Genomic DNA, 24320 nt, shown 5'->3' on the forward strand with positions numbered 1-24320 from the left:
TAACGCACAAGACAATACAGGTTGTTGAACAATCTGGGCAAGTAGTTGTTGAACAATTTCTTTTCCGCTCACGCCTTGCTCAACGGCGGCGCCGAACACTGAGGTGGCTTGGCTGTCTACCTCAAGCAGGCTGCCATCACGCCGCAGTAGAACGCTGGCTTAGCGCTGGGAATACGCCGCCAAATGCATTCCCCGGCTCGGAACGTAGAAGTCCACCGCTTTTTGGCAAACGCCGAAAAGCGGTGGACTTCAGTGGAACAACTTTTGGATCAGGTCAGCTCTTGACCGTTTCCGGGGCGTCGTCGTCCTCGGCCTTTTCGAGGCTCGGTTGCACGTCCTTCCCTGTCAGCTCAGCAGGCTTCGGGCCACCGGCCTCGACCTGCGGCTGCTCGCCGGTGAATTCTGGCGCATTGTCGGTGTACCACTCGGTCAGCGCCGGATCCTCGCTGTCGAAGTCGGCACCTGCGCCGAGTTCCTCCGGAACCTGCGAGATCCCGAAGACGAAGTCGTCGCCGTGCTCGTCGATGCCCTGGCGGACGCCGCCCTTGATGGCTTCCACCGCATAGCGGCGGCGGATCATCAGCGGGTCGTTGCGCAGTTCAATGCCCCAGGAAATCATCACGCCGATCAGGATGATCGCGAACGGCAACGCGCAGGTGACCATGATCGACTGCAGCCCGGAGAGCGCATTGCGCCCGCCGGCCAGCAGCAGGAACATGGAGATCAGGCCCAAAGCCACGGCCCAGACGATGGTGACCGGCTTGGACGGCACCGGACGTCCGGACTGCGACATGGATCCCATGACGTTCGACGCGGAGTCCGCGGCGGTCACGAAGAACACCAGGATCGCCAGCAGGGCGACAATCCACATCACCGGGCTCATCGGCAGGTTGGACAACAAGTCGAACATGACGTTTTCGCCCGAACCCTGGATCTCGATGTCCTGGCCGTTGAGGTTCATCCAGATCGCGGACCCGCCGAAGACGGTGAACCACATCATGGAGATCGCCGAAGGAACAAGCATGACCACGGTGACGAACTGGCGCAGCGACCGGCCCTTGGAAATCTTGGCGATGAACATGCCCACGAACGGCGACCAGGAAATCCACCACGCCCAGTACAAGGTGGTGTAGGCGGTCAGGTATTCCTTCTCGACGGTGCCCTCGCTGGCGAAGACCGTGAGCATCTGCGGCAGGTTGTCGAAGAAGGCGATGACCGAGGCCGGAAGCAGGTCCAGGATGTACATGGTCGGTCCGGTGACCAGCACGAAGATCGCCATGAAAATGACCAGCGCCATGTTCGTGTTGGACAGCAGACGGATGCCCTTCTTGATGCCGGCCACCGCCGAAATGGTGAAGACGACGGTCAGCAGGCTGATCGCGACGACCACGAACCCGTTGCCCAGTTCCGCTCCGGTGACGATGCTCGTACCGGTGCGGATCTGCAGTGCGCCGATGCCCAGCGAGGTCGCGGTGCCGAACAAGGTCACCAGCACGGCGAAAACGTCGATGATCTTGCCCAGCACGCGGTTGTTGCCGTTTGGGAACACCGGTTCGAACAGGGAGGAGATCAGCGGCAGGCGCCCACGACGGTAGGAGACGTACGCCAGCGCGCCGCCGACCAAGGCGTAGATGCACCAGGCGAAGGTCGCCTGGTGGAGGAAGGAGTCGGTCATCGCCGGGAGCACCGCGTCGTTGGTGCCTGCCTGCGCATCGGTGGATGGCGGCGGAGTCTTGAAGTGGCTCAGCGGTTCCAGCGGGCCGTAGAAGATCAAGCCGATGCCCAGGCCCGCGGCGAACAGCATGGAGATCCACGACGTGGTGGAAAATTCGGGAGTGCTGTCATCCGCTCCGAGGCGGATCTTGCCGGTGGGCCCGTAGCCGACTACCAGCATGAACAGCACGATGCCCAGGACGATGACGTTGAACAGCCAGCCGAAGTGGGTGACGACCCAGATCTGCATGCCCACGCCGACTTCGTTCAAATTCGTCGGGGCAATGATGGCCCAGAGCAGTACCGCGAGGACGGCAACCAACGCGGAAATGAATACTCCGCGGCGGGTCGGGAACGTGGCTCCGGTGTCTTCAACGCTGATGCCGGGGATCAATCCCGGATGGATGCCGAAGGACGGTTCCTTGGCATGGCGCAGGGCTTTGAGCACGCGTTCACCCTTGCGTTCCCGGTGTTGTTTTGGGTCTTTTTCACTTCCCTTTTCGGTCGCTTTCGATCCCGTACCTGACGGGTGCGGACGTGGCGTGTGAGATTCCATAGCGTACAAGTTTACTATGAAAACCTTGAAATCCCGGGCTTTTTGGACCTCTCCCGGCTGGATTCAGGCATCTCGGGCAGCGATCCTGCCCCGTGATCACGGGCTGAAATGGGGATTCGCCAACCGCAGAAAAAAGATGCTTTTTGCTGGCGGGGCAGACAGTGTTTCGGCTGCCCCGGACCCGACTCCGGGGTTCCGGCTATGCGGCTTCACCGTACTCTTTCGCGTTTTTCCCGCGAACACTTCCACGGCTTTGACCCAAGCTCCGGCACCGCTCGCTGCCGAACATCATTTCCGAACCAATGACTGTACTGCAGCTGCGGGCGGCGCTCCCCCAGCTGCAGTGCTCGGTTAAGCACCGCGGGCCGTGCAGCCAGCGCGCAAAGCGTTGGCGGCACGGCCCGGAACGGCGCGATTGGTTCCTAGTGGAAGAAGTGGCGTGCACCGGTGAAGTACATGGTGATGCCTGCTTCGTTCGCGGCGGCGATGACTTCCTCATCGCGGACCGAGCCGCCCGGCTGGACAACTGCCTTGACGCCGGCGTCGATCAGGATCTGCAGGCCGTCGGCGAACGGGAAGAACGCATCCGAGGCGGCGACTGCGCCCACGGCGCGCTGCTCGGAGGCCGCGGTATCGGCGTTCTCCGCACCACCGGCTGCATCCGCACCGGATTCGACCTTCACACCCAGGGTGTTGGCGCGCTCCACTGCCAGCTTGCAGGAGTCCAGGCGGTTGACCTGGCCCATGCCGATGCCCACAGCGGCGCCGTCCTTGGCCAGCAGGATGGCGTTGGACTTCGCGGCGCGCACCGCGCGCCAGGCGAAGGCCAGGTCCGCCAGGGTGGCGTCGTCGGCGGCGTCGCCGGCGGCCAGGGTCCAGTTGGCTGGATCATCGCCGGCGGCGTCGATCTTGTCGCCGGCCTGGACCAGCATGCCGCCGGAGACCTGGCGCAGCTCGTTGCTGTTGCGGCCGTAGCCGTCCGGCAGGGCGAGCAGGCGGATGTTCTTCTTGGCCGAGAGGATCTCAACGGCTTCCGGCTCGAAGTCGGGTGCGATGACGACCTCGGTGAAGATGCCCTTCACGGTTTCTGCCATGGACTTGGTGACGGTGCGGTTGGCCGCGATGACGCCGCCGAAGGCCGACACCGGGTCGGTGGCGTGCGCCTTGCGGTGCGCGTCGGCAATCGGGTCTGCTGCGTCCTCGGAGGCCACCGCTACGCCGCACGGGTTGGCGTGCTTGATGACTGCCACGGCAGGCTTGTCGAAGTCGAAGGCCGCGCGCAGCGCAGCGTCGGCGTCCACGTAGTTGTTGTAGCTCATCGGCTTGCCGTGCAGCTGGTCCGCCTGGGCGATGCCGGCAGGGGCCGCCTCGTCCACGTACAGGGCGGCCTGCTGGTGCGGGTTCTCGCCGTAGCGCAGCACTGCGGCGCGCTGCAGGGCGACGCCGGAGTAGGCAGGCCAGTCGATGACGCCGTCGCCGTCCTCGTCGAGGAACTGGCTGGCGGTCCAGGTGGCGACCGCGGTGTCATAGGCGGCGGTGTGCGCGTAGGCCTTGGCGGCCAGGCGCTGGCGGGTCTTGAGCTCGAAGCCGCCGGCCGCGGCTGCCTCGATGACCTGCGGGTAGAAGCTCGGGTCGACCACGATGGACACGGCGGCGTGGTTCTTCGCGGCGGAGCGGACCATGGCCGGGCCTCCGATGTCGATCTGCTCGACAACCTCGTCCTGCGCGGCGCCGGAGGCGAGGGTCTGCACGAACGGGTACAGGTTCACGACCACCAGGTCGATCTGTCCGATGTTGCGCTCGGCCAGGGTGTCCATGTGCTCGGGCACGCGGCGGTCAGCCAGGATGCCGCCGTGGATGATGGGGTGCAGGGTCTTGACGCGGCCGTCGAGCATTTCCGGCGAACCGGTCACCTGCTCGACCTCGGTCACTGGGATGCCTGCGGCGGCGATCTTCTTGGCGGTGGAACCGGTGGAAATCAGCTGGACGCCTGCGTTGTGCAGTCCAGCGGCCAGTTCCTCCAAGCCGGTCTTGTCGTAGACGGAAATCAATGCGCGGCGGATAGCGACTTTGTCCAAGACGGTCTTACTCACGAAAATTTTCTCCCGGCGGTGAGAATGAATGGGGCGGGCGGCGAAAGGCCGCCGCCCCTATTCTAGCGAAATCTGCCGGTTGCCCCTCAGTTCGTGTCAGTGCCCCTGGACCAGATCACCCAGCTGCGGAAAATGCGTAGCCAGCTGCTGATCGGTCAGGCAAAGGCGCAGCAGCTTCTCCGCATGGTCCTCGTCGGCGACGTAGGACACCAGATCCACCGAGGTCCGTGCGTTCAACTCGTCGCGCAGCGAGTGGGCCACCGCCACCAGGCAGTGGTAATAGCGTTTGATGGTCGGTTCCCATCCCTCGCGGGATGCCTGGTCGGTCAGGGCCTGGGACCAGATGCCGGCCGCAGGTTCCTCGCACAGGTCGATGGAGGACCAGTGCCAGTCGCTGGGCTCCCACTTGTCCGAGTAGAAGCTCTCCGCGTCGTCTTCGTCCAGGTCCGCTTCGATGACCGCGAGCACCGTATCCAGGTCCTCGCCGTCGTCCGCGTCTTCCTCGTCCTCGGAGTCCTCATCGTGCTCCGAGTCCGAAATCACCAGTGAATCCTCGTCGGCAACCGGCGGCTCGGGTTCCAGGGTGTTGTGCTCGTCAGCGTCGGGGCGATCCTCGTAGTCATCCGGCTCATCCACGTCTTCGCCGCGTTCGACCAGTTGTTCCCGGGATTCGGCGGCCCGGTCGCGCGCCAGGGCCTGAACCGAGTTCAGGGCCAGCAACGGCATCGCAATGGCTTCGCTCTCTTCGGTGCTCACCCCGTGCAGGGCAATCGCATAAAAGGTCTGCTCCGGGTGTGCCTCAATTACTTCAGCCGCGTGTCGAAGGGCTGCAACCCGTATCGCCTCTTCGAGAGCGGTCCAATCTACTCCCATGTCCAGAGATTACTCCCTTACCCGAACTTGCAAAAGGCCTTGACGGCTTAGGCAATCAGACGTAAGGCGGGTACCCGCCGCGCGCGGATATCGGCTAAGCTTCGACGCGGTAGAAGCCACATCATCTGCACCGTGCGAAAGGTACACCACCGTGTCCACAGCCACCCTCCCCTCCGGCACCCATGTGGTGCAGGAGCTTCCGTTCAAGTGGAAGGTCCAGGGAACCATCTTCATCATCGGCGGGCTCGGCTTCATGTTCGACGCCTGGGACGTGACGCTCAACGGCGCGCTGATCCCGCTGGTCGCCCAGGAATGGGGGCTGGACCGGCCGACCGCGGCGCTGCTGGGAACCTCGAACCTGGTGGGCATGGCCATCGGCGCGTTCCTCTGGGGAGGCATCGCCGACCGCTACGGGCGCAAGAACGCCTTCAGCCTGACGCTGCTGATGTTCGCCCTATTCACCGTGCTCGGCGCCCTGTCGCCGAACTTCGGCTTCTTCGTGGCCTTCCGCTTCCTGGCCGGCGTGGGCCTGGGCGGCTGCATCCCGGTGGACTACGCGCTGGTCGGCGAATTCACCCCGGCCAGGTACCGCGGCCGCGTGCTGACCGCCATGGACGGCTGGTGGCCGGTCGGCGCCGCCCTGTCGTTCTTCGTCTCCGGCTGGGTCATGGCGACCTCCAACAACTGGCGGCTGATCCTCGTGGTGATGATCCTGCCGGCCTTCATGGTGTACGTGGTGCGCCGCTCCATCCCGGAATCCCCGCTGTATCTGGCGGCCAAGGGCCGTGAATCCGAGGCACGCGCGGTGATCGACCAGCTGGTGGCGCGCACCGGAGCTGCGCCGCGCGAGTACGTGATCGAGCAGGCCGAGCTTCCCAAGGCCCCGCGCTGGTGGGAGCAGGCTGCCTCGCTGTGGCGCCATTCGTGGAAGCTGACGGCCACCAGCTGGCTGCTCTTCGTGACCATCCTGCTGGTCTACTACCTGGCTCTGACCTGGCTTCCGACCATCCTGACCGAGGCGGGCATGGCGCAGTCAGCGTCCTTCTTCGCCACCGCGGTGATGGCGCTGATGGGCCTGATCGGCGTGGTCATCGCCGCGCTGCTGGTGGAGAAGATCGGGCGCAAGTGGCTGCTGGGCATCTTCGGCCCGCTCTCGGGCCTGGTGCTGGTTGTGGTGGCGCAGAGCCTTGATGTCCCGGCCACCGCCGTGGGCTGGATCCTGGTCTTCGGCGTGGTGGTCCAGGTGGCGATCCCGGTGCTCTACGCCTATGTCTCCGAGCTGTATCCCACCGAACTGCGGGCCAGCGGCTTCGGCTGGGCTTCGACCATGTCCCGTTTCGCCGCAGGTTTCGGTCCGCTGCTGTTCGCCGCGCTCTGGCCGGTTGTCGGCCTGTCCTGGCTGTTCGCCGGCGCCACCGCGCTGGTGCTGCTCGCAGTGCTGTTCATGGCGAAGTTCGCTCCGGAAACCCGCGGGCGGGAGCTGGGCTGAACGCCTCGGCTAGGGATTTCCGATGGCCGGATTGGGCAGCATGCCGTCGAGCATGATGCGGGTCAGCCGGTTGCCGATCCCGGGAGCGGCCTTGGCGAAGGCGCGCGGCAGCGGCCTAGTGGCCAGTCCGATGCCGGTGATCAGCTCGTTGCCGGTGAGGTCCTGGCGGACCAGGTCGGCCGCTTTGGCCAGTTCCAGGGCCTGGCTGACCACCCGCGCGGTGTCCCGCTGAGGCTGCATGATCCGCTCGCCGATGGTCTGCGGGAGCTGCAGGCTCAGCGATTCGCTGAGCGCACCCAGGTTCAGTCCCACCAGGGCGTCCAGGAATTCCTGCCAAGCCTGGTTCTCGCCCCGGGCCAGGCCGGCGGCGGCGCGCTCGGCGGCCTGCCGGACGTCCTGGAGCATGTCCAGGGTGACTTCCTCAACAAGTTCGGGGCGTGCGGCGAAGTTCCGGTACAGCGTGCCGATACCGACGTCGCTGGCTTCGGCGATTGATTCCATGGCCACATTGGCGCCATGGGTTGCAAAGAGTTCACGAGCCGTGCGGAGAATTTGCTTACGTCGTCGTAGTGCATCTGAGCGCATGCGTTTCCCCACCTTTCACAGTTTCCAGGGTGCCCGGGGCAACTTTCCTGCCCCGCAACGTTCTAACGGTAGTCGTTGATGGGAGATCTGACGAAGTGGAAGCGATCATTCCATTCTGGGAGGCATTCAGTGTAGTTCCAGAACTTGGGCATCTGCTGGGCTTCATCCGGATCTGCGCTGAAAAGACGCCTGTTTTCGCCTGCCCCATCTCGATTTGTCGAACTCAGAAGGCTTCACGCGCGGTCGATAGGATTCCGGCCAACACCATGCGAAGGCCGCGAAGCTGGTACGGCCCGATCCTGCGGGAGACCGCGGGGCGCGCTTCCCGCGCGCAGGGAACTGCCAGCTTGCGCCCGCGGCCAGGGGGAGTTGCACCAGCTCGCGCCCCGGTTTTTTCGGTAGTGTGGCCAGTGAGCTGTACCGAAGCAGGTCCCACCCTTGAAAGGTCTTCATGCACGACGACACTTCGCTGACCATCGGACGAGTCAAGCGCGTACTAGACGAACGAATTCGTCCGGCCATCTACTCGGAAAGCATTCCGCTGCAGGTGTCGTGGCACGAACTGCCCGGTGAACCGGTGACGCCGGCCGAGGGCCTGGCGCTGGAGTACACCCCGGCCTCGGTCGGCACCCCGTGGGGCGCGGCTTGGGGCACCACCTGGTTCCACCTCCAGGGCCAGGTTCCCGCCTCCTGGGCCGGGCGCCGCGTCGAGGCGGTCATTGACCTGGGCTTCGATATCAACATGACCGGCTTCCAGTGCGAAGGGCTGATCTACCGCCCGGACGGCATCACCATCAAGGCACTGAACCCGCGCAACCAATGGGTGCCGGTCGCCGCGGCCGCCGAGGGCGGCGAAGTGGTGGACCTGTACATGGAAGCGGCCTCCAACCCGGTGCTGCTGGACTACCATCCCTTCCTGCCCACCGAGCAGGGCGACATCCTCACTTCCTCCTCGCGCCGGCTCTACACGCTGCGCCGCCTGGATTTGGCGGTCTTCGAACCGGTGGTGCACGATTTGGCCCTGGACTTGGAGGTGCTCTTCGACCTGCAGGAGCAGCTGCCCGACGGCCCGCGCCGCTTCCAGATCCTTCAAGCCATGGACAATGCCCTGGACGTGCTGGACCTGCAGCGCGTCCCGCAGACCGCGCAGGACGCCCGCGACAAGCTGGCGGCTGTGCTCGCCGCCCCGGCCGAGCACAGCGCCCACCGGATCTCCGCCATCGGGCACTCGCACATCGATTCGGCCTGGCTGTGGCCGCTGCGCGAAACCATCCGCAAGGTCTCGCGCACCTGCTCCTCCATGGTGGAGCTGCTGGAGACCGAGGAGGAATTCCTCTACGGCATGTCCAGCGCCCAGCAGTACAAGTGGCTGAAGACCCACCGCCCCGAGGTCTGGGACCGGGTCAAGCGCCAGGTGGCCGAGGGCCGCTTCCTGCCGCTGGGCGGCATGTGGGTGGAATCCGACACCGTGATGCCCTCGGGCGAATCCCTGGTGCGCCAGTTCCTCTACGGCCAGAACTTCTTCCGCGAGGAATTCGGCATCACTTCCAAGGGCGTCTGGCTGCCTGACTCCTTCGGCTACTCCCCCGCCCTGCCGCAGCTGATGCGCCGCGCCGGCTTCGAGTGGTTCTTCACCCAGAAGATCTCCTGGAACCAGCAGAACAAGTTCCCGCACCACACCTTCGACTGGGAGGGCATCGACGGCTCGCGCATGTTCAGCCACTTCCCGTCCATGGACACCTACAACTCCCAGCTCTCGGGCGAGGAAGTGGCCAAGGCCGCCCGCCAGTTCCGCGAAGCGCGGGTCACGAACAATTCGATCGCCCCGGTGGGCTGGGGCGACGGCGGCGGCGGCACCACCCGGGAGATGACCGGCAAGGCCAAGCGCCTGGCCAACCTGGAAGGCAGCGCCACGGTGGCCTGGGAGCATCCCAACGACTTCTTCGACCGCGCCAAGGCCGAGCTGCCCAACCCGCCGGTGTGGGTGGGCGAGCTCTACCTGGAGCTGCACCGCGCCACCCTGACCAGCCAGCACCAGACCAAGCAGGGCAACCGCCGCACCGAGCAGCTGCTGGTCGAGGCCGAGCTGTGGGCCGCCACCGCTGCGGTGTACACCGGCGAGCCCTACCCCTACGAGCAGCTCGACGAGCTGTGGGAGACGGTGCTGCTGCACCAGTTCCACGACATCCTGCCAGGCACCTCCATCGCCTGGGTGCACCGCGAGGTGGTGGCCCGCTACGCCGAGGCCATCACCCAGGCCCGGGCCTTGATCGCCCGCGCCCAGCAGGTGCTGGCCGGATCCGGCGGCCTGCAATTGGAGTTCAATGCCGCGGCCTACACCCGCCACGGGGTGTCTTTCGGCGCGGCCCGCGAGCTGGAGCCCGCCACGGCGCAGCCGGTGCGGGCCGAAGCCCTGGACGGCGGATACGTGCTGGGCAACGAGCTGGTGCGCGTGGTCATCAACTCCGAAGGCCTGATCACCTCCGCCGTGGACCTGGCCACCGGCCGCGAAACCATTGCCGAGGGCAAGGAAGCCAACCTGCTGCAGCTGCACCAGGACTTCCCGAACATGTGGGATGCCTGGGACGTGGACAAGTACTACCGCAACCAGGTCACCGACCTGCGTTCGGCGGACAGCCTGCAGCTCTCCGAAACCGGGGGCACTGCCACCGTGACGGTGACCCGCAGCTTTTCCAACTCCACGGTGGTCCAGGAACTGTCGCTGGCTCCCGGGGAGCGCACCGTGCAGATCTCCCAGAGCACCGACTGGCACGAGGCGGAGAAGTTCCTCAAGGTCGCCTTCCCGCTGGATATCCGCGCCGAGCAGACGATCGCTGAAACGCAGTTCGGCTACCACCAGCGCCCCACCCACGTGAACACCAGCTGGGAGGCGGCGAAGTTCGAAACCTCGATGCACCGCTTCGTGCTGGCCCAGGAACCCGGTTTCGGCGCCGCGCTGGTCAACGACTCGATCTACGGGTTCGACGTCACCCGCGACGCCGAGGACGCCCGGGTCACCACCACCGTGCGGCTCTCGCTGCTGCGCGCCCCGCGCTTCCCGGATCCGCAGACGGACCAGGGGCTGCAGACCCACCGCTACGGGCTGGTCATCGGCGCGGACATCGCCAGCGCCACCGAAGCCGGCGCGCTGCTGAACAGCGCGCAAACCGTGCGCTCCGGCGCCCGCGAGGTCGAGCCGCTGGTGGCGCTCTCCGGCGACGGCCTGGTGGTCTCCAGCGTGAAGCTGGCCGCCGACCGCTCCGGGGACCTGGTGGTGCGGGTGTATGAATCGCTGGGACGCCGCGCCTCCGGCGCGCTGAGCCTCAACCGCCCGGTGGCATCGGCCGCCACGGCGAGCCTGCTGGAGGATCCGCTGGAGCCGGTGGAAGTGAACGAAAATTCTGTTCAGCTCAAGCTCGGAGCCTTCGAGGTGCGCACGCTGCGCTTTACCCTGGCCTGATCCACCAGCCGCGCCTGACCCAGCAGCTAGGTCCCATTAACCCGTGATGGCGGGGCAGTTCTTTGCGAACCGCCCCGCCATCAAGGGTTTTGCTGGTTGACCGTCCGTCACCACGGGGACGGTTCGTAGTCCTTGAGGAAGCAGCCGTAGAGGTCGATGCCGCGCTCGCCGTCAACGATGGGCTGGTAGACGCGGGCGGCGCCGTCGATCAGGTCCAGCGGGGCGTGCCAGCCCTCGGCGACCATCCGCACCTTCGAATCGTGCGGACGCTCGTCGGTGATCCACCCGGTGTCCACCGCGGACATCAGGATCCGGTCGGTTTTGAGCATTTCCTCGGCGCTGGTGCGCGTGAGCATGTTCAGCGAGGCCTTGGCCATGTTGGTGTGAGGGTGCCCGGCGCCCTTGTAGCGGCGGGAGAACTGCCCCTCCATGGCGGAGACGTTCACGATGTACTTGCGGCGCGCCTCGGAGGCGGCCAGCGCCGGGCGCAGCCGGGAGGCCAGCAGGAACGGCGCGGTGACGTTGCACAGCTGCACTTCCAGCATCTCCAGCGCATCCACGTCGCCCAGGATCTGCGTCCAGGAATTCTCGGTGACCACGTCAGGCACCAGACCGCCGGCGTCGATGGCGGTGCCCGCGGCGATGCGCTCCAGCGAGGCGGAGCCGGCGGTCATCGCCAGGTCCGCGAGCTGCTGCGCATCGTAGCTGCCCAGCGTGCTCGGGGCCAGCAGCGCCGAGTCCTCCAGGCGGAAGGCGCTGGCCAGGGCGCGGGGGTGCTCGGCCGGCGGGTTCGCTTCTCCCCACAGCTCCGGGCCGCCCTGCCCGAAGGCCAGTTCCCCGGCCAGCGGCTGCTGCTCTGATTCGATCAGGTGCTGGTAGGAGTTCGCCGTGCGGCGCACGGTCTGGGCGGCGTTGTTGATCAGGATGTCCAGCGGGCCCTCGGCCGCGACGCGGTCGGCCAGCGAGATCACCTGGGCGGGGTCGCGCAGGTCGATGCCCACGATGCGCAGCCGGTGCAGCCAGTCCGCGCTGTCCTCCAGCGCCGCGAAGCGCCGGGCCGCGTCCTTGGGGAAGCGGGTGGTGATGGTGGTGTGGGCGCCGTCGCGCAGCAGGCGCAGGGCGATGTGCATGCCGATCTTGGCCCGTCCCCCGGTGAGCAGCGCGCGCTTGCCGGTCAGGTCCGCGCGGGCGTCGCGGCGTTCGCGGCCTGCGGCGGCGCAGTCGGGGCACAGGTAGTGGTGGAAGGCGTCCACCGTGGTGTAGCGCTGCTTGCAGATGTAGCAGCCGCGCGGCTTGCGGAATTCCCCGGCGCTCTGTTCCAGGGTCGGAGTGCTCAGATCCAGGCCCAGGGTCTCGTCGTCCAGCCGCTGCGGGGAGCCGGTGGCGGTGCGCTCGATCAGCGCGCGGTCCGCGGCGCTGATCTCGGCGCGCTTCTGGGACTTGCGGTAGCGCTTGGCGGCCTTGAACATGTTGCTGGTCGCGCGGCGCACGGCGATATGCCGTTCGTCCTCGGAGTCCAGCTGGTGCACCACGGAGAGCACCTTCAGCGCGGTGGCCAGTTCCTCGGCGGTGAAAAGTTCGGGGTCGCCGGCCGCGGCCGGGGAAGTGTGTTCGGTCATCTCAGTCTCGTTAGGGTGCGGCCGGCGGGCGGCGGCTACTTGGCGGCCAGGTCCGCCAGGGTGGCGATGAGCAGGCGGCGTTCGACCACCTTGATGCGCTCGTGCAGGGTCTCTTCGGTGTCGGTGTCCAGAATGGCCACGGCTTCCTGGCGCAGGATCGGGCCGGTGTCCACGCCGGCGTCCGCGATGTGCACGGTGCAGCCGGTCACCTTCACGCCGTAGGCCATGGCATCACGCACGCCGTGGGCGCCGGGGAAGGACGGCAGCAGGGCCGGGTGGGTGTTGATGTAGGTGCCGTCGAAGGCGTTGATGAATTCCTCGCCCACGATGCGCATGAAACCGGAGGACACCACGTAGTCCGGGGCGTAGGACAGGCACTTTTCGGTCAGCGCGTGGTTCCACTCGCCGCGGTCCGCGAAGTCCTTGAAGTTCACCACGAAGGTCTCGATGCCGGCGGCCGCCGAACGCTGAACCCCGTAGGTGCCGTGCTTGTCGGCGCCCACCGCCGCGATCTGCACATCTGCCAGTTCGCCGCTGGCGACCGCGTCGATGACTGCCTGGAGATTCGAACCGGTGCCGGACACCAAAACCACAATACGCATAGCTTCCATTCTACGGTTGGCGGCAAGCCTGCACCGACCCGGTGCCTGCTGCGGCCTTCGAACTTCGTCACATCGAACCGGCCCCCTGTCCATGGGCCCGGCCCAGGCCTAGACTGAATTTCCGGCCGAGCAACCAAGGAGTGGACCATGAGCCAGATCGTCCCGGATGACAAGGACTGGACCTTCGTCCTGCATGAAGTGTGCCCCGAGTGCGGTGTCGACGTGCGCACCCTGTCGGTGCAGGAAACCGTGGCACAGGTGCCGCAGGTGGTCAAGCGCTACCAGTCGGTGCTGGAGCGTCCGGGGGCCGCGACCCGCCGCAACCCCGCCCGCTGGAGCGACCAGGAGTACGTGGTGCACGTGGCCGAGATGCTGGAAGTCATGCTCGGGCGCCTCGATTTGATGCTGGAGCAGGCCGACCCGGGCTTTCCGAACTGGGACCAGGATGTTGCCGCCGAGCAGGGCCACTACAACACGCTGAGCCCGGAACAGGCGTCGCAGAAGCTGCGCGCGGCGGCCGAGGCCTATGCCGCCAAGCTTGAAAGCATCAGTCCGGAGAAATATTCCCGCAGGGGCATACGCTCAAATGGCGCCGCGTTTACGGTGGAAACACTGAACCAGTATGCCTGGCATGACGTGGTGCACCACCTCTGGGATCTGGACGCCTGAACCGATGCGCCGCCGGCGCTAGCCTTCGAGCACCGGGTCGGTTTCGAACAGCGGGGCGATCAGGTAGCCGATGGCGGTGCCCAGGCCGATCTGCAGGGCCAGCGCCCCGGCGGTCACCCAGGCGTGCGGGCCGATCTCGGTCAGCCGGCCGATGGCCAGCGAGCCGGAGGACAGCCACGAACCGGCCAGCGACATCAGGCCGGCCACGATACCGGTGAACACGGCCAGGCAGGCGGTGGAGGCGCCCAGCGCCAGCGCGTTGAACGGGATGCGGCGGGCGAACCAGTCTTCCAGGTGATTCTCCCCCACACGCAGGAAGTACCAGCCGGCCAGGATGCCTGCCAGCACCGGGATCAGCAGGTAGAGCCACTGGTTGGCCGGCTCGCCGGAAGGCAGCGCCGCCAGCACCGGGATCGAGGGCAGCGGGCCGACGGTGGTTTCCAGCGTGGACAGCGTGCTGCCCGCACCCAGGCTGAACCCGCCGCCGCTGATCCAGGAGAGCACCCAGAACACCGCGTTGGGGATCAGTGCCAGCTGCAGCAGGGTCAGTGCGGCGGACCCGATGGGCCCGGGGCGCAGTTCCTGGTAGACGTTGGCGACCTCGGTCCAGTGCAGCCCCAGGGTGATGGTCAGCAGGATGCCGGAGATGCCCACGGCGGCCACGTAGCCCATGAAGCCGGAGACGATCACATGCCATACGTAGGAGCCGGCCCAGCGGCGGTGCGGAGAGACGCTATGCAGGTAGGCGGCGGTGTCCATGCCGAACAGCCGGCCCCAGGAGCCGGCCTCGCGGCGGGCGCCGATGATCAGGCCCAGCGAGGCGATGATCAGCGGGATGAAGGTGGCGGCCAGAATATTGACCCGGCCGTAGTCGTTCGCGACCAGGAAGCCGACGCCGGTGCCGATGGCCCCGTAGGCCAGGATGGCACCGAGCAGGCCCTGCCAGAGCTGGTCGGTGTAGGAGGCGCGGGCGATGCGGCGCCCGGCGCGCAGGCAGAAGAGGAAGGGCAGCAGGCTCAGCCCCAGCGGCATCAGCGTCAGCCAGCCGGTGACCGAGCTCGGATCCGTCTCGGGCCCCAAGTTGAAGACCTCGATGGGCACACCGTGGATGAGCAGCCAGACGAACCCGGCGAACTGCAGGATCACTTCGAAGGAGTCCTCCAGGAAGCCGCCGCTGAAGTAGACAGCGACCAGCGGCAGGGCAATCAGCGCCAGGGCGAACACGACCGATTGCAGCATCTCGAAGACTCCCTGCAGGGCAAGGGGCATCGGCCAGCCGTTGCGCAGGCGCAACATCACTGCCTTCATGGGTTTCTTTTCGCGGCTCATCATCTTCCATGGTGCCACCATCGGCGCCGACCGATCATGATCGACGCGCAATGATGGCACCTTGGGTAAGGCAGATCGCCTGGGTCAGTAGCTGTCAGGCGTTGCGCCCGAGGCCTCGGCCCGGTAGCTGGCGGCCAGCGCCTCGGTGGAGCGGGCCAGCAGCGCCACATCCGCGCCGACGCCCACGTACTGGGCCCCGGCTTCGATGTACTTGCGCGCGGTGGCCGCATCGAAGGCGTTCACGCCCACGTACCTGCCGGCGGCGCGGGCCGCGGCAATGGACTTCATCACGCCGGCGACCACCTCGGGGTGGTTCTGCTGGCCGATCACTCCCATGGAGGCCGCGAGGTCCGAAGGCCCGATGAAGATGCCGTCCAGGCCCGCGGTGGCCACGATCGCCTCGACGTTCTCCACCGCTTCGGCGGATTCGATCTGCACCATGACGGTGATGGTCTCCCCGGCCCGGTTCAGGTAGTCGGGGATGCGGTTCCAGCGGGCCGAGCGGGCCAGCGCCGAGCCGACCCCGCGCACGCCGGCCGGCGGATAGTTGCAGGCCGCGACAGCGTTGGCCGCCTGCTGCGCGTCATTGACCATCGGGATGATCAGCGACTGCACCCCCAGATCCAGGTACTGCTTGATGACCACCGGGTCGTTCACCGGCGGGCGCACCACGGGCACCACCGGGTAGCCGCGCACCGCCTGCAGCTGGGCCAGGATGCTGCCCAGGTCGTTGGGCGAGTGCTCGCCGTCGATGAACAGCCAGTCGAAGCCGGCGCCGGCGCAGATCTCTGCGACCAGCGGGGAGCCCGAGCAGACCCACACCCCCGACAGGGCGTGGTCGGCGTCCTTGAGCGCGTCCTTCAGCGAGGCATCGGGTTCTACTCGAAATGGCATGTCACGGTTCCCAGCGGTCCGTAGTCGGCGAAAACGGTGTCGTTTTCGTAGACCCACATCGGACGGGTGAAGGATCCGGCGAGGATGATCTCGCCGGCGTTGAGCTTATCGCCGTGGGCGGCGATCTTGTTGGCCAGCCAGTACACGCCGGCGGCCGGATGGTTCAGCACGCCGGCGGCGACGCCGGTTTCCTCCACGGTCTGGTTCTTGAACAGGATGCCTGAGACCCAGCGCAGGTCCACAACTTCCGGACGCACCGGATTGCCGCCGATGACCATGGCGCCCATCGCCGCGTTGTCGGAGATGGTGTCCACGATGGTGCGGCCTTCCATCTCGATGCGCGAATCGAGGATCTCCAGGGCGGGGATGACGTATTCGGTGGCTTCCAGCACGTCGAAGATGTTCGCGTTCGGGCCCTTGATGTCCTTCTTGAGCTTGAACGCCAGTTCCATTTCGATGCGCGGGTGGGTGTACTGGTCCCACTTCACGGTGCACCCGGAGTCCAGGACCATGTCGTCGAAGATGATGCCGTAGTCCGGCTCGGTGATGCCGGTGGCCATCTGCATGGCGCGGGAGGTCAGGCCGATCTTGCGGCCTGCCAGCACACGGCCGTTGGCCTCGGAGCGCTGGCGCCAGAGGTTCTGCACCCGATAGGAGTCCTCGACGGTCATTTCCGGGTAGCGGGCAGTCAGGCGGGGCACCGGGGTACGCGTGACTCCTGCTTGGACCAGTTCATCGGCGATTGCCGTGATTGTTTCCTCGGATAGCATCGACTGCTACACCTTTCACTGGTAGTACAAAGCTGCGCGGGCACCGCCGAACGCCGTCGCGTCGCTGCTCGGCCCACAATCCTTGATGTTATCGGTGTTCAGCAGGCATGGCACATCGTACTAACATTTTCTCCCTGCCCTCGACGAATCCGGTCGAGATGCCGGCAGGCATGGAAAATCCCGCGGGGCACCGGGCTTGGAGCTCGGCGCCCCGCGGGATTCGCGGGTTTCGGGGCTTGCCTAGCTGGCCCCGGAGCGGACGTTGGCCAGCAGCGCTTCGAAGGGCAGGGAGGTCATCTCGTCGTTGGGGTCGGCGGTTTCGCTGACCGACGGGGCGATGGACCGGGTGTCACCCAGCTCGGCGTCGGGCTTCAGCTCCCCGTCGGAGGCCGCCAGGGCCATGGCCACCTCGCGGGCCACGCGCTGCGCGCGGTCGGACAGGGTGCCTGAGATGCCCTGGCCGCCGAAGTCCTCCGAGGCGGCGAAGACCGTGGTGGGCATGACCTGCGCGCGCAGGTAGGCGAAGATCGGCCGCATGGCGTAGTCGATGGCCAGCTGATGGCGCTGGGTGCCCGCGGTGGCGGCGAGCACTACCGGCTTGCCGCTGAGCGACTTGGGATCCAGGATGTCCAGGAAGGACTTGAACAGGCCGGATACCGAGGCGGTGAAGACCGGCGTCACGGCCACCAGCACGTCGGCGCCGACCACCGCGTCGATGATCCGTTGCAGGGTTGGCGCGGCGAATCCGGTGAGCATGTTGTTGGTGATGTCGCTGGCGTGCTCGCGCAACTCGATGTTGGCCACGTCGGCCTGCACGCCGGCGAGCGCCAGCTGCCCGGCGATGGATTCGCCCAGCTGGCGTCCCAGCAGCGAGGAACTCGACGGGCTTCCCAGGCCACCACTGATCACCACAACGGACTTGCTCACGTTCACGCCTTTCCCGAGGTTTAGATGCGTATGCATGTAACAACCCGCAACGTTGGAGATCTATTCCCGAGGCCCGAAAAGACTGACTGCCCGTGCGCGAAAACTGCGAATTTCATTATTGTGACGAGCGAAACGATATTGATACTCTTGTCTCCATGAGCAAAGACCAGCATGGAACCAATCAGCGTGACATCGAGTCGGGGGTCCGCACCGACTTCCACAACACGATGTCCTACGGCAGCTACCTCGACCTGGAGCGGATCCTCTCCGCGCAGCATCCGGTCAGCGTGCCGGAGCACCACGACGAGATGCTGTTCATCATCCAGCACCAGACCTCGGAGTTGTGGCTCAAGCTCATGCTCCACGAGCTAGTCGAGGCGCGCCGCCTGCTGGGCGCCGACGACATCGGCAAGGCACTGAAGTGCCTTGCCCGCGTCAAGCACATCCAGAAGACGCTGACCGAGCAGTGGTCAGTGCTGGCGACGCTCACCCCGCGCGAGTATGCGCAGTTCCGCGGCTTCCTCGGATCCTCCTCGGGATTCCAGTCCTTCCAGTACCGCGCGGTGGAATTCATCCTCGGCAACAAGCACGCCGGAATGCTCAAGGTCCACGAAGCGGATCCCAAGGCGCACGAGCTGCTCAGCAACCTGCTGAACGAGCCGACCCTCTACGACGTGTTCCTCGCGGCGCTGGCCCGCCACGGCTACGACATCCCGGCAGAGGTGCTCGAACGCGATGTCACCAAGCCGTGGACCTTCCAGGAATCGCTGATCCCGGTCTACAAGGACATCTACGAATCCGAGGACACCTTGTGGAGCCTCTACCAGGCCTGCGAGGACCTGGTGGACGTCGAGGACAACTTCCAGGCCTGGCGCTTCCGCCACCTGCGTGTGGTGCAGCGCACCATCGGCTTCAAGCGCGGCACCGGTGGCTCATCGGGCGTCGACTTCCTCAAGCGCGCCCTGGACCTGACGTTCTTCCCCGAGCTGTTTGCGGTGCGCACCGAAATTGGCAGCTAGCACACAGCTCGTCGCCTTCACCCTGGATGATTTCGAGGCGCGTACCGGCAGCGCCGCCTCCATCATCCGCACCATCGCGGGCCTGTACCTGCGCCATGAAGCCGCTCCGGTAGCCCGCACCAAGATCCTGGCGCTGGCCACGGCCGCCGAGGTCTCGGCCCCGACCGCGCAGACGGCGATTTCGCGGCTGGCGGACCGCGGCGTGCTGGAGGCCGCCGGGACCTCCAGCCTGCAGGTCACCGCCGCGGCCCACGCGATGTTCGCCCGGGGCGACCGCCGGATCTTCACGCCACGCCAAATGGCGGACGAAGAACTATGGTGCCTGGTGGCCTATTCGCTGCCGGAGACCATGAGACCCCTGCGGCACCAGGTGCGCAAGCACTTCCTGCAGCTCGGCGGCGGCCTGGTCAATGCCGGGCTGTGGATCTTCCCCGGCTACCTGCGCGAGGAAGTGCTCCAGGTCCTCGGCGCGCTGGAGGTCCGCTCCTACGCCACCGTCTTCACCACGCAGACCCCGGACTTCCCCGAGGGCGCCATGCAGGCCGCACGGCAGTGGTGGGACCTCGGCCGGCTGGAATCGATGCATTCAACCTTCCTGGAGAGCACCGCCGCGCTGGACGCGCAGCCAGCCTCGCCGGCCGCCGCCTACCGCGGCTACGTGGCCATGGTCGACGCCTGGCGGGCGCTGCCCTACCTCGATCCCGGACTGCCTGATGCCATGCTGCCTGGCAACTGGCCCGGCCGGCCCAGCCGCGAACGTTTCCTCGCCCTGTCCCGGGCCTATGGACCCGGCGCGCGGCATTTCGCCACGGCCCTCCTCAAAGGCTAGGCCCACGCGGGCTGGTCCGTGCCGTAGCGCGTCGGCGCCTGCGGGTAGTCCAGCTGCGCGCCATTGAGCTCGAAGGGCGGCAGCGCGTAGTCGAGCATGCCGTAGCCGCTCTCCCGGCGGGCGGTCGCTGGGGTTCCGAGCTCCACTGCCGGGGCGGCGGGGCGGCCGAAGTCGAACAGGGCCTGCGCGGTCCTGGCCAGCGAAAACCGCACGGTCCCGGTCCGCTGCCGCTCGGTGCGGGCCCGAAGCAAGGCGATCACCGCGGCCGCAATACCGTATCCGGCGGCGTAATCCAGCCCCTGAACCGGAAGAGCTCCGGGTTTCCCGCCCGGTGTCCGGTACGCGTCCGCGATGCCGGTGGCAGCCTGCACGATGCTGTCGAACCCGCGGCGGGATGCCCACGGACCTGCGAAGCCCCAAGCGCACAGCTGGGCGATGACTAGTTGCGGGTAGCGCTCCCGCAGGCTCTCGGCGGACAGTCCGAGCGTTTCCAAGGCCCCGGGCCGGTATCCCAGGATCACCGCATCCGCCTGCGCCAGCAGCTCGTGGACTGCCGCCAGCCCCGGCACCGTGGCAAGGTCCAGCACCGTGCTGCGCTTCGCGAATCCTGTGTCGATGTGCTGGTCGGGAAGTTCCGGGATCCGGGGTCCGTCCACGCGCAGCACCTGCGCGCCCAGCAGTGCCAGCGTCCGGGACGCCGTGGGACCGGCGATGACCCGGGTGAAGTCCAGGATTTTCAGTCCTTCCAGGGGCAGCCGGGACTCCGGATGGAACCGCCACACGCCGGTCTCGGGCATTGCGGACAACTCGAACTGCGCCCAGGGTCCTGCCGCTGCCGGCTGCGCTTGCGGTTCGTCGAGCCATTGCTTGCGGCTGCGTACCGCGGCGGCGATGCCTCCGGCGGCCACGATGCGTTCTTGGGCTTCGAAGGCCTCGGACTGCGCGAACGCGGTAGCCAGCTGCTCAGGGCCGCTGGCATTCATCGCATCCAACAGCGCACGTTCATGGTGCGGGTAGTTTGCATGGGTCCGGATCCATCCCCGGGCGGTCGGGAAGAATCCGGACAGCGGCGCGAAAGCCTGCACCGTGCGCCCCGCGATCTTCAGGTGCCGGAAGGACTCGAAGCCCGCGGCCAGATGGGACGGCCCACTGCGCAGCTCGCATCGACCGGCGGACAGCTCGGCGACCGCCTGGCCGACGAGTCCCACGCTGTGGCTCGCCAGCCCTTCCACATCCAGCGCCCCGCCCCACCAGCCGCCGGGGGCGCCGCCCCTCGTGCCGGGCCGTTCGAGCAACGCGGATTCTTGGAATCCTGCACCCAGAATGTCCCATTGCACGGCCGGTTGCGGATGGGTGAAATCGGTTTTCATGACGCCACCATACGCCGCTTTTATACCTTTATATATAGGTATAAAACGAGTACGCGCTTCACGAGGCTTCCGACGCCTTAAAAGACGAGTCCCACGACCGGCTGAATGCCAATCGTGGGACTCGGGAATCGTTCTGCGAAATTACTTCGTAGGAACGTTCAGGGTCTGTCCGACCATGATCAGGTCTGGGTTGCTCAGCTGGTCGTCATTCAAGACGAACAGTCCGCGCCAGTCCTTGATGTCCAGCTTCTTGGCAATCTTTGCCAGGGTGTCGCCGGACTTCACGGTGTAGTTCTTGCCCGAATCGGTGACGTCGATGTTGAAGCTCACCGGAGCAGGGGCTGCGGCGACGCGCTTGCCCGAGGTTGCCGGCGCAACCGACTTGGTCGACTTGACCGACTTGACCGACTGGGTTGGAGCTGCGCTGCGCGAAGCAGTGCGCTCGTAGTCGTTCGAGTACGACTTGTACGACTTGGCCTTCTGCGAAGTCTGGGTGCTCGACTTCTTGGCGGTCGAGGTTGCCTGCTTGGTGGCGGTGCCCTTAGGCGAGCCGCTGATGCCAAGCTTGGCGGTGCAAGCTGGCCATGCGCCCCAGCCCTGGCCCTGCTGGACCTTGGTGGCCACGCGGATCTGCTCGGCCTTCGACGCGTTATGGGCCGAACCCTTGCCGCCGTAGGCCTTCCAGGTCGACGGCGAGAACTGCAGGCCGCCCGAGTAGCCGTTACCGGTGTTGGTGGACCAGTTTCCGCCGGACTCGCACTGGGCCAACTTGTCCCAGGTGCTTGCTGCCGAGGCAGGTGCGGTTGTGGCAACCATGGCGCCGCCGGCAACTGCGAACGCGGCCAGGGTGGCTCCACCGCGACGGACAATCTTCTTAGTCTTCTGCTGGATCATTATTCTCCAGTGCTCTTCCGCACTCAGGCCTTCCAAGACCATCCTTGTGCACCGCTCAGCGTCGCATTTCGACGTTGATTAAGCACTGCCCTGACGAGCGGTTCGGAAGTTCCGGCAGTACCTGTTTCCCCATAACACCGCGAGTGTTATCGAAACGTTATGAAAGACGATAGCGCACCTCCCCGCCACCTTGGCAACTCAGTGAATTCTCAGGGAGACTAAAACATCAGGTCAGAGTTGAAAAAAAAATTTAAGAAATCTTCTCGTCAAGCCCTGATTCCCGCACCGAAGCACCCCGAGCGTTATGTTTTCGAAATGGATTCCTGGCCCCCAATTGTGATATGGAACCACTTCATTTTGTCTGAGCTATTCCAGCCAAGCGGCAAAAGGTTCCCTACCCGGTGTGCCCGACTACACATGCATCTTTTCGATACCGAGCCGCGAGCGGAGAAATGAGTGCCCGACACTGCATAATCCCGTATTTATCCCTAGGCAGGGCGCAGTTGCGGAACGTGCGAATCCGATCTTCTGTAGGCTGAAACCAAGATGCAACGCCAAGAGCCCGGCATCGGGCAACAGAGGAAGCTCATGCCCATGACGAAAAGGTCCGCGAAGGACAGGCTGCGGGAGGCTTACCTCTGCTATCCGCGCGCAGTGCGCGAGTTCTTCAGAAACGATGGACTCGATGGCGGCGCCTCCCTGTCCTTCTACATGGTGCTCGCCATGTTCCCCGGACTTCTCGCACTCATTTCGCTGTTGACGCTCGCGGGCGCCACCGAAAGCGGCACCGAATGGATGCTGGAGGTGCTGCACATGGCCTTGGCCCCGAACGGCGAAGCACTGACCGGCGACTCGAAGCAGCTGTTGGACACGGCCGAACAGCTGCTCGACACCTTGGCTGAACATGCGGCCGGGACAACGCTGGCGATCGTGGCAGGTTCGCTGGGTGCGTTGTGGAGCACCTCGGCCTACGTTGCCGCATTCGGCCGGTCGATGAACCGGCTGCACGGCGCAACCGAGGGCCGGCCCCAGTGGAAGCGCCGCCCGCAGATGTTCCTGATCACCCTGCTGATCATGGTCTTGGCGGTCATTACCATGGTCCTGCTGGTCGCCTCCGGATCCGTCGCGCAGGCGCTGGGGAACATCTTCGGCCTGGGCGACAGCTTTGTCACGATCTTCAACTTGGCCAAACCTCCCGCACTGCTGGTGGTTTTCCTGCTGGTCCTTGCGCTGCTGTATTACTACACCCCGAACGTGAAGCGCCCGCGCTTCCAGTGGTTCTCGCCGGGCACTGTCACTGCGATGTTCATTCTGGGACTCTCCATGGCAGGCTTCAGCATCTACCTGAGCAACTTCGCCAACTATTCGGCAACCTACGGGGCCATCGGCGGCGTCATCGTGTTGATCGTCGCCTGCTGGGTCAGCAATATCGCCTTGATCCTCGGAGCCTTGGTCGACATCGAATTCATCAGGCTCAGGCAGCTGCGCACCGGAATGCCGTCCGCCGAAGAGGTCCAGTTGCCGCTGCGTGATTCAACGCTGGTGGCCAAGAAGTCCCTGTCCAACTACCGCGACCTGGTCCAGGCCCAGGAAATCCGCATCAAGCACGGCGGCGATCCGCTGCAGGACATGGCGGTGGACCCGGAAGGGAAAACCAAACGCAAGGCCAAGGTCGCGCCGATCGTCCTGGTTGCCGCGGCGGCCTGGGCTGTCACCCGATGGGCGACCAAGAAATCAGTGGGCAAGCATGCCTCAGAAAAGTCCGACTAGGCTGCTCACGGCCCACAGCAACGCCGCAGTCCCAAGCGCCAGCATCACCACAAGCCACAGGGTGGCGAAGGTACCGGTCGCGCGGGCTATCAGGTAGGCATCGGACTGCCCCAGATCGCGCCGCCGCCAGGTGTGCACTCCGATGACCTTGATGAAGTCCTTGACTCCGGCCAGCAGCAGAAAGCCGGCAATCAGCAGCGACAGGTAGACATAGGTGCCGGCCGGGGCGAAGAACACCACGGCCAGGGCCACCGCGGAGGTGACCAGGCAGACCACCACCGCGGGCCAGTTGCGGGCGAAGAACAAGGCCAGCAGGAAGAACAGCGCGTAGACGCCCAGCGCCCGGCCGGCATAACCCTCGGAAATCGCCCACAGCATCACCGCCGACACCCACAACGGCGCCGGATACCCGAAAAGGCCCGAGAAAATGACCGAGAATTTTCCCCGGCCGCGGCTGACCACTTCGCCGGAATGGTCCCATCCCAGACGCAGGCCCATGACGAATCGCCCGGTGAGCATCGCTGAGACAATGTGCCCCATCTCGTGGATGAGTGTTGAGTACAGCCCGGTGATGCGCCAGATCCGGCGCGGCAGGACCAGCAACCCGACGGCGACGGCCAAGGCTGCCCACTGCCAGGCCTGCAGGTCGACAGCAACCGGTTCGGCCAGACGAGCCCATGCTTCGCCGATATTCAGGTTCATTCGCCGCTCTTCCGCTCGGGCTGCGCGAGCCCTGGACTATATTCGGTTCCATTCTTCCAAGCCCGGGCCGGCGAACCGAACCGCACGACACGTGCAGGGATAAGTTCTATGAATAGTCACAGCTGGCAGCCATACGATGGATGAAGCAAAACAACAT

The 24320-nt window shown here is 65.8% G+C and carries 19 protein-coding genes; 6 read left to right on the plus strand and 13 right to left on the minus strand.

The window, feature by feature from the left end:
* Positions 1–274 precede the first annotated feature (274 nt).
* The 3 genes from C1H84_RS06115 to C1H84_RS06125 form a co-directional block, all read right to left on the minus strand.
* Entirely contained in the window at positions 275–2161 is a 1887-nt protein-coding gene (locus tag C1H84_RS06115; protein ID WP_244910822.1) for a BCCT family transporter, read from the minus strand.
* A gap of 530 nt (positions 2162–2691) precedes the next feature.
* Positions 2692–4362, minus strand: coding sequence for a bifunctional phosphoribosylaminoimidazolecarboxamide formyltransferase/IMP cyclohydrolase (purH, locus tag C1H84_RS06120; protein WP_113606855.1), 1671 nt, complete (start codon positions 4360–4362; stop codon positions 2692–2694).
* A 96-nt stretch (positions 4363–4458) separates the two neighbouring features.
* Positions 4459–5118 carry a hypothetical protein gene (locus tag C1H84_RS06125; protein WP_342352845.1) on the minus strand — a complete coding sequence of 220 codons (660 nt, stop codon included), beginning with the start codon at positions 5116–5118 and terminating at the stop codon, positions 4459–4461.
* Positions 5119–5386: 268 nt separating this feature from the next.
* Here C1H84_RS06125 and C1H84_RS06130 point away from each other — a divergent pair, with 268 nt between their 5' ends.
* A complete protein-coding gene (locus C1H84_RS06130; protein ID WP_113606857.1) occupies positions 5387–6724 on the plus strand; it encodes an MFS transporter in 1338 nt (445 codons plus the stop codon).
* Positions 6725–6733: 9 nt separating this feature from the next.
* Here the strand turns inward: C1H84_RS06130 and C1H84_RS06135 are convergent, their stop codons facing one another.
* Positions 6734–7309: a TetR/AcrR family transcriptional regulator gene (locus tag C1H84_RS06135; protein ID WP_113606858.1), complete on the minus strand. Its 576-nt coding sequence runs from the start codon at positions 7307–7309 to the stop codon at positions 6734–6736.
* 451 nt (positions 7310–7760) lie between these two features.
* On the opposite strand from C1H84_RS06135, the gene C1H84_RS06140 reads away from it, so the two are divergent.
* On the plus strand, positions 7761–10769 hold the full coding sequence (locus tag C1H84_RS06140) for an alpha-mannosidase (RefSeq protein ID WP_113606859.1): 3009 nt from the start codon (positions 7761–7763) through the stop codon (positions 10767–10769).
* A 107-nt stretch (positions 10770–10876) separates the two neighbouring features.
* Here the strand turns inward: C1H84_RS06140 and C1H84_RS06145 are convergent, their stop codons facing one another.
* On the minus strand, positions 10877–12388 hold the full coding sequence (locus C1H84_RS06145; RefSeq protein ID WP_047118334.1) for an SDR family NAD(P)-dependent oxidoreductase: 1512 nt from the start codon (positions 12386–12388) through the stop codon (positions 10877–10879).
* Positions 12389–12423: 35 nt separating this feature from the next.
* Positions 12424–12990 carry a phosphoribosylglycinamide formyltransferase gene (gene purN, locus C1H84_RS06150; protein WP_113606860.1) on the minus strand — a complete coding sequence of 189 codons (567 nt, stop codon included), beginning with the start codon at positions 12988–12990 and terminating at the stop codon, positions 12424–12426.
* A 147-nt stretch (positions 12991–13137) separates the two neighbouring features.
* Between purN and C1H84_RS06155 the strand changes: the two genes are divergently transcribed.
* Positions 13138–13659 (plus strand): DinB family protein, encoded by a 522-nt coding sequence (locus C1H84_RS06155; protein ID WP_113606861.1) that lies wholly within the window; start codon positions 13138–13140, stop codon positions 13657–13659.
* 18 nt (positions 13660–13677) lie between these two features.
* Here C1H84_RS06155 and C1H84_RS06160 read toward each other — a convergent pair whose 3' ends face one another.
* From C1H84_RS06160 to C1H84_RS06175, 4 genes are all read right to left on the minus strand, one after another.
* On the minus strand, positions 13678–14988 hold the full coding sequence (locus tag C1H84_RS06160; RefSeq protein ID WP_244910824.1) for a cell division protein PerM: 1311 nt from the start codon (positions 14986–14988) through the stop codon (positions 13678–13680).
* Positions 14989–15072: 84 nt separating this feature from the next.
* A complete protein-coding gene (locus C1H84_RS06165) occupies positions 15073–15882 on the minus strand; it encodes an HpcH/HpaI aldolase family protein (RefSeq protein WP_113606862.1) in 810 nt (269 codons plus the stop codon).
* On the minus strand, positions 15867–16652 hold the full coding sequence (hpaH, locus tag C1H84_RS06170) for a 2-oxo-hept-4-ene-1,7-dioate hydratase (RefSeq protein WP_113606863.1): 786 nt from the start codon (positions 16650–16652) through the stop codon (positions 15867–15869). The genes C1H84_RS06165 and hpaH overlap by 16 nt, the downstream gene beginning before the upstream one ends.
* Positions 16653–16892: 240 nt before the next feature.
* Positions 16893–17579, minus strand: a complete 687-nt coding sequence (locus C1H84_RS06175) for a CE1759 family FMN reductase (RefSeq protein WP_113606920.1) — start codon at positions 17577–17579, stop codon at positions 16893–16895.
* A 155-nt stretch (positions 17580–17734) separates the two neighbouring features.
* Here C1H84_RS06175 and kynA point away from each other — a divergent pair, with 155 nt between their 5' ends.
* Together kynA and C1H84_RS06185 are read left to right on the plus strand one after the other, a co-directional pair.
* On the plus strand, positions 17735–18598 hold the full coding sequence (gene kynA, locus C1H84_RS06180; RefSeq protein ID WP_053797411.1) for a tryptophan 2,3-dioxygenase: 864 nt from the start codon (positions 17735–17737) through the stop codon (positions 18596–18598).
* The gene (locus C1H84_RS06185) at positions 18588–19427 is read left to right on the plus strand and encodes a PaaX family transcriptional regulator (protein ID WP_052772250.1); all 840 of its coding nucleotides are present in this window, start codon (positions 18588–18590) and stop codon (positions 19425–19427) included. The genes kynA and C1H84_RS06185 overlap by 11 nt, the downstream gene beginning before the upstream one ends.
* Here C1H84_RS06185 and C1H84_RS06190 read toward each other — a convergent pair.
* Together C1H84_RS06190 and C1H84_RS06195 are read right to left on the minus strand one after the other, a co-directional pair.
* Positions 19424–20797 carry a CoA transferase gene (locus C1H84_RS06190; protein WP_113606865.1) on the minus strand — a complete coding sequence of 458 codons (1374 nt, stop codon included), beginning with the start codon at positions 20795–20797 and terminating at the stop codon, positions 19424–19426. The two genes, C1H84_RS06185 and C1H84_RS06190, sit on opposite strands and share 4 nt — an antisense overlap.
* Before the next feature lie 141 nt (positions 20798–20938).
* Positions 20939–21691, minus strand: coding sequence for a transglycosylase family protein (locus C1H84_RS06195; RefSeq protein WP_113606866.1), 753 nt, complete (start codon positions 21689–21691; stop codon positions 20939–20941).
* A gap of 594 nt (positions 21692–22285) precedes the next feature.
* Here C1H84_RS06195 and C1H84_RS06200 point away from each other — a divergent pair.
* Positions 22286–23461, plus strand: a complete 1176-nt coding sequence (locus tag C1H84_RS06200) for a YihY/virulence factor BrkB family protein (RefSeq protein WP_181728054.1) — start codon at positions 22286–22288, stop codon at positions 23459–23461.
* Here the strand turns inward: C1H84_RS06200 and C1H84_RS06205 are convergent.
* Positions 23444–24163, minus strand: coding sequence for a M50 family metallopeptidase (locus C1H84_RS06205; protein ID WP_052772247.1), 720 nt, complete (start codon positions 24161–24163; stop codon positions 23444–23446). The genes C1H84_RS06200 and C1H84_RS06205 overlap by 18 nt on opposite strands.
* Positions 24164–24320 lie beyond the last annotated feature (157 nt).

The sequence above is a fragment of the Glutamicibacter soli genome (assembly GCF_003309065.1).
Lineage (GTDB): Bacteria > Actinomycetota > Actinomycetes > Actinomycetales > Micrococcaceae > Glutamicibacter > Glutamicibacter soli.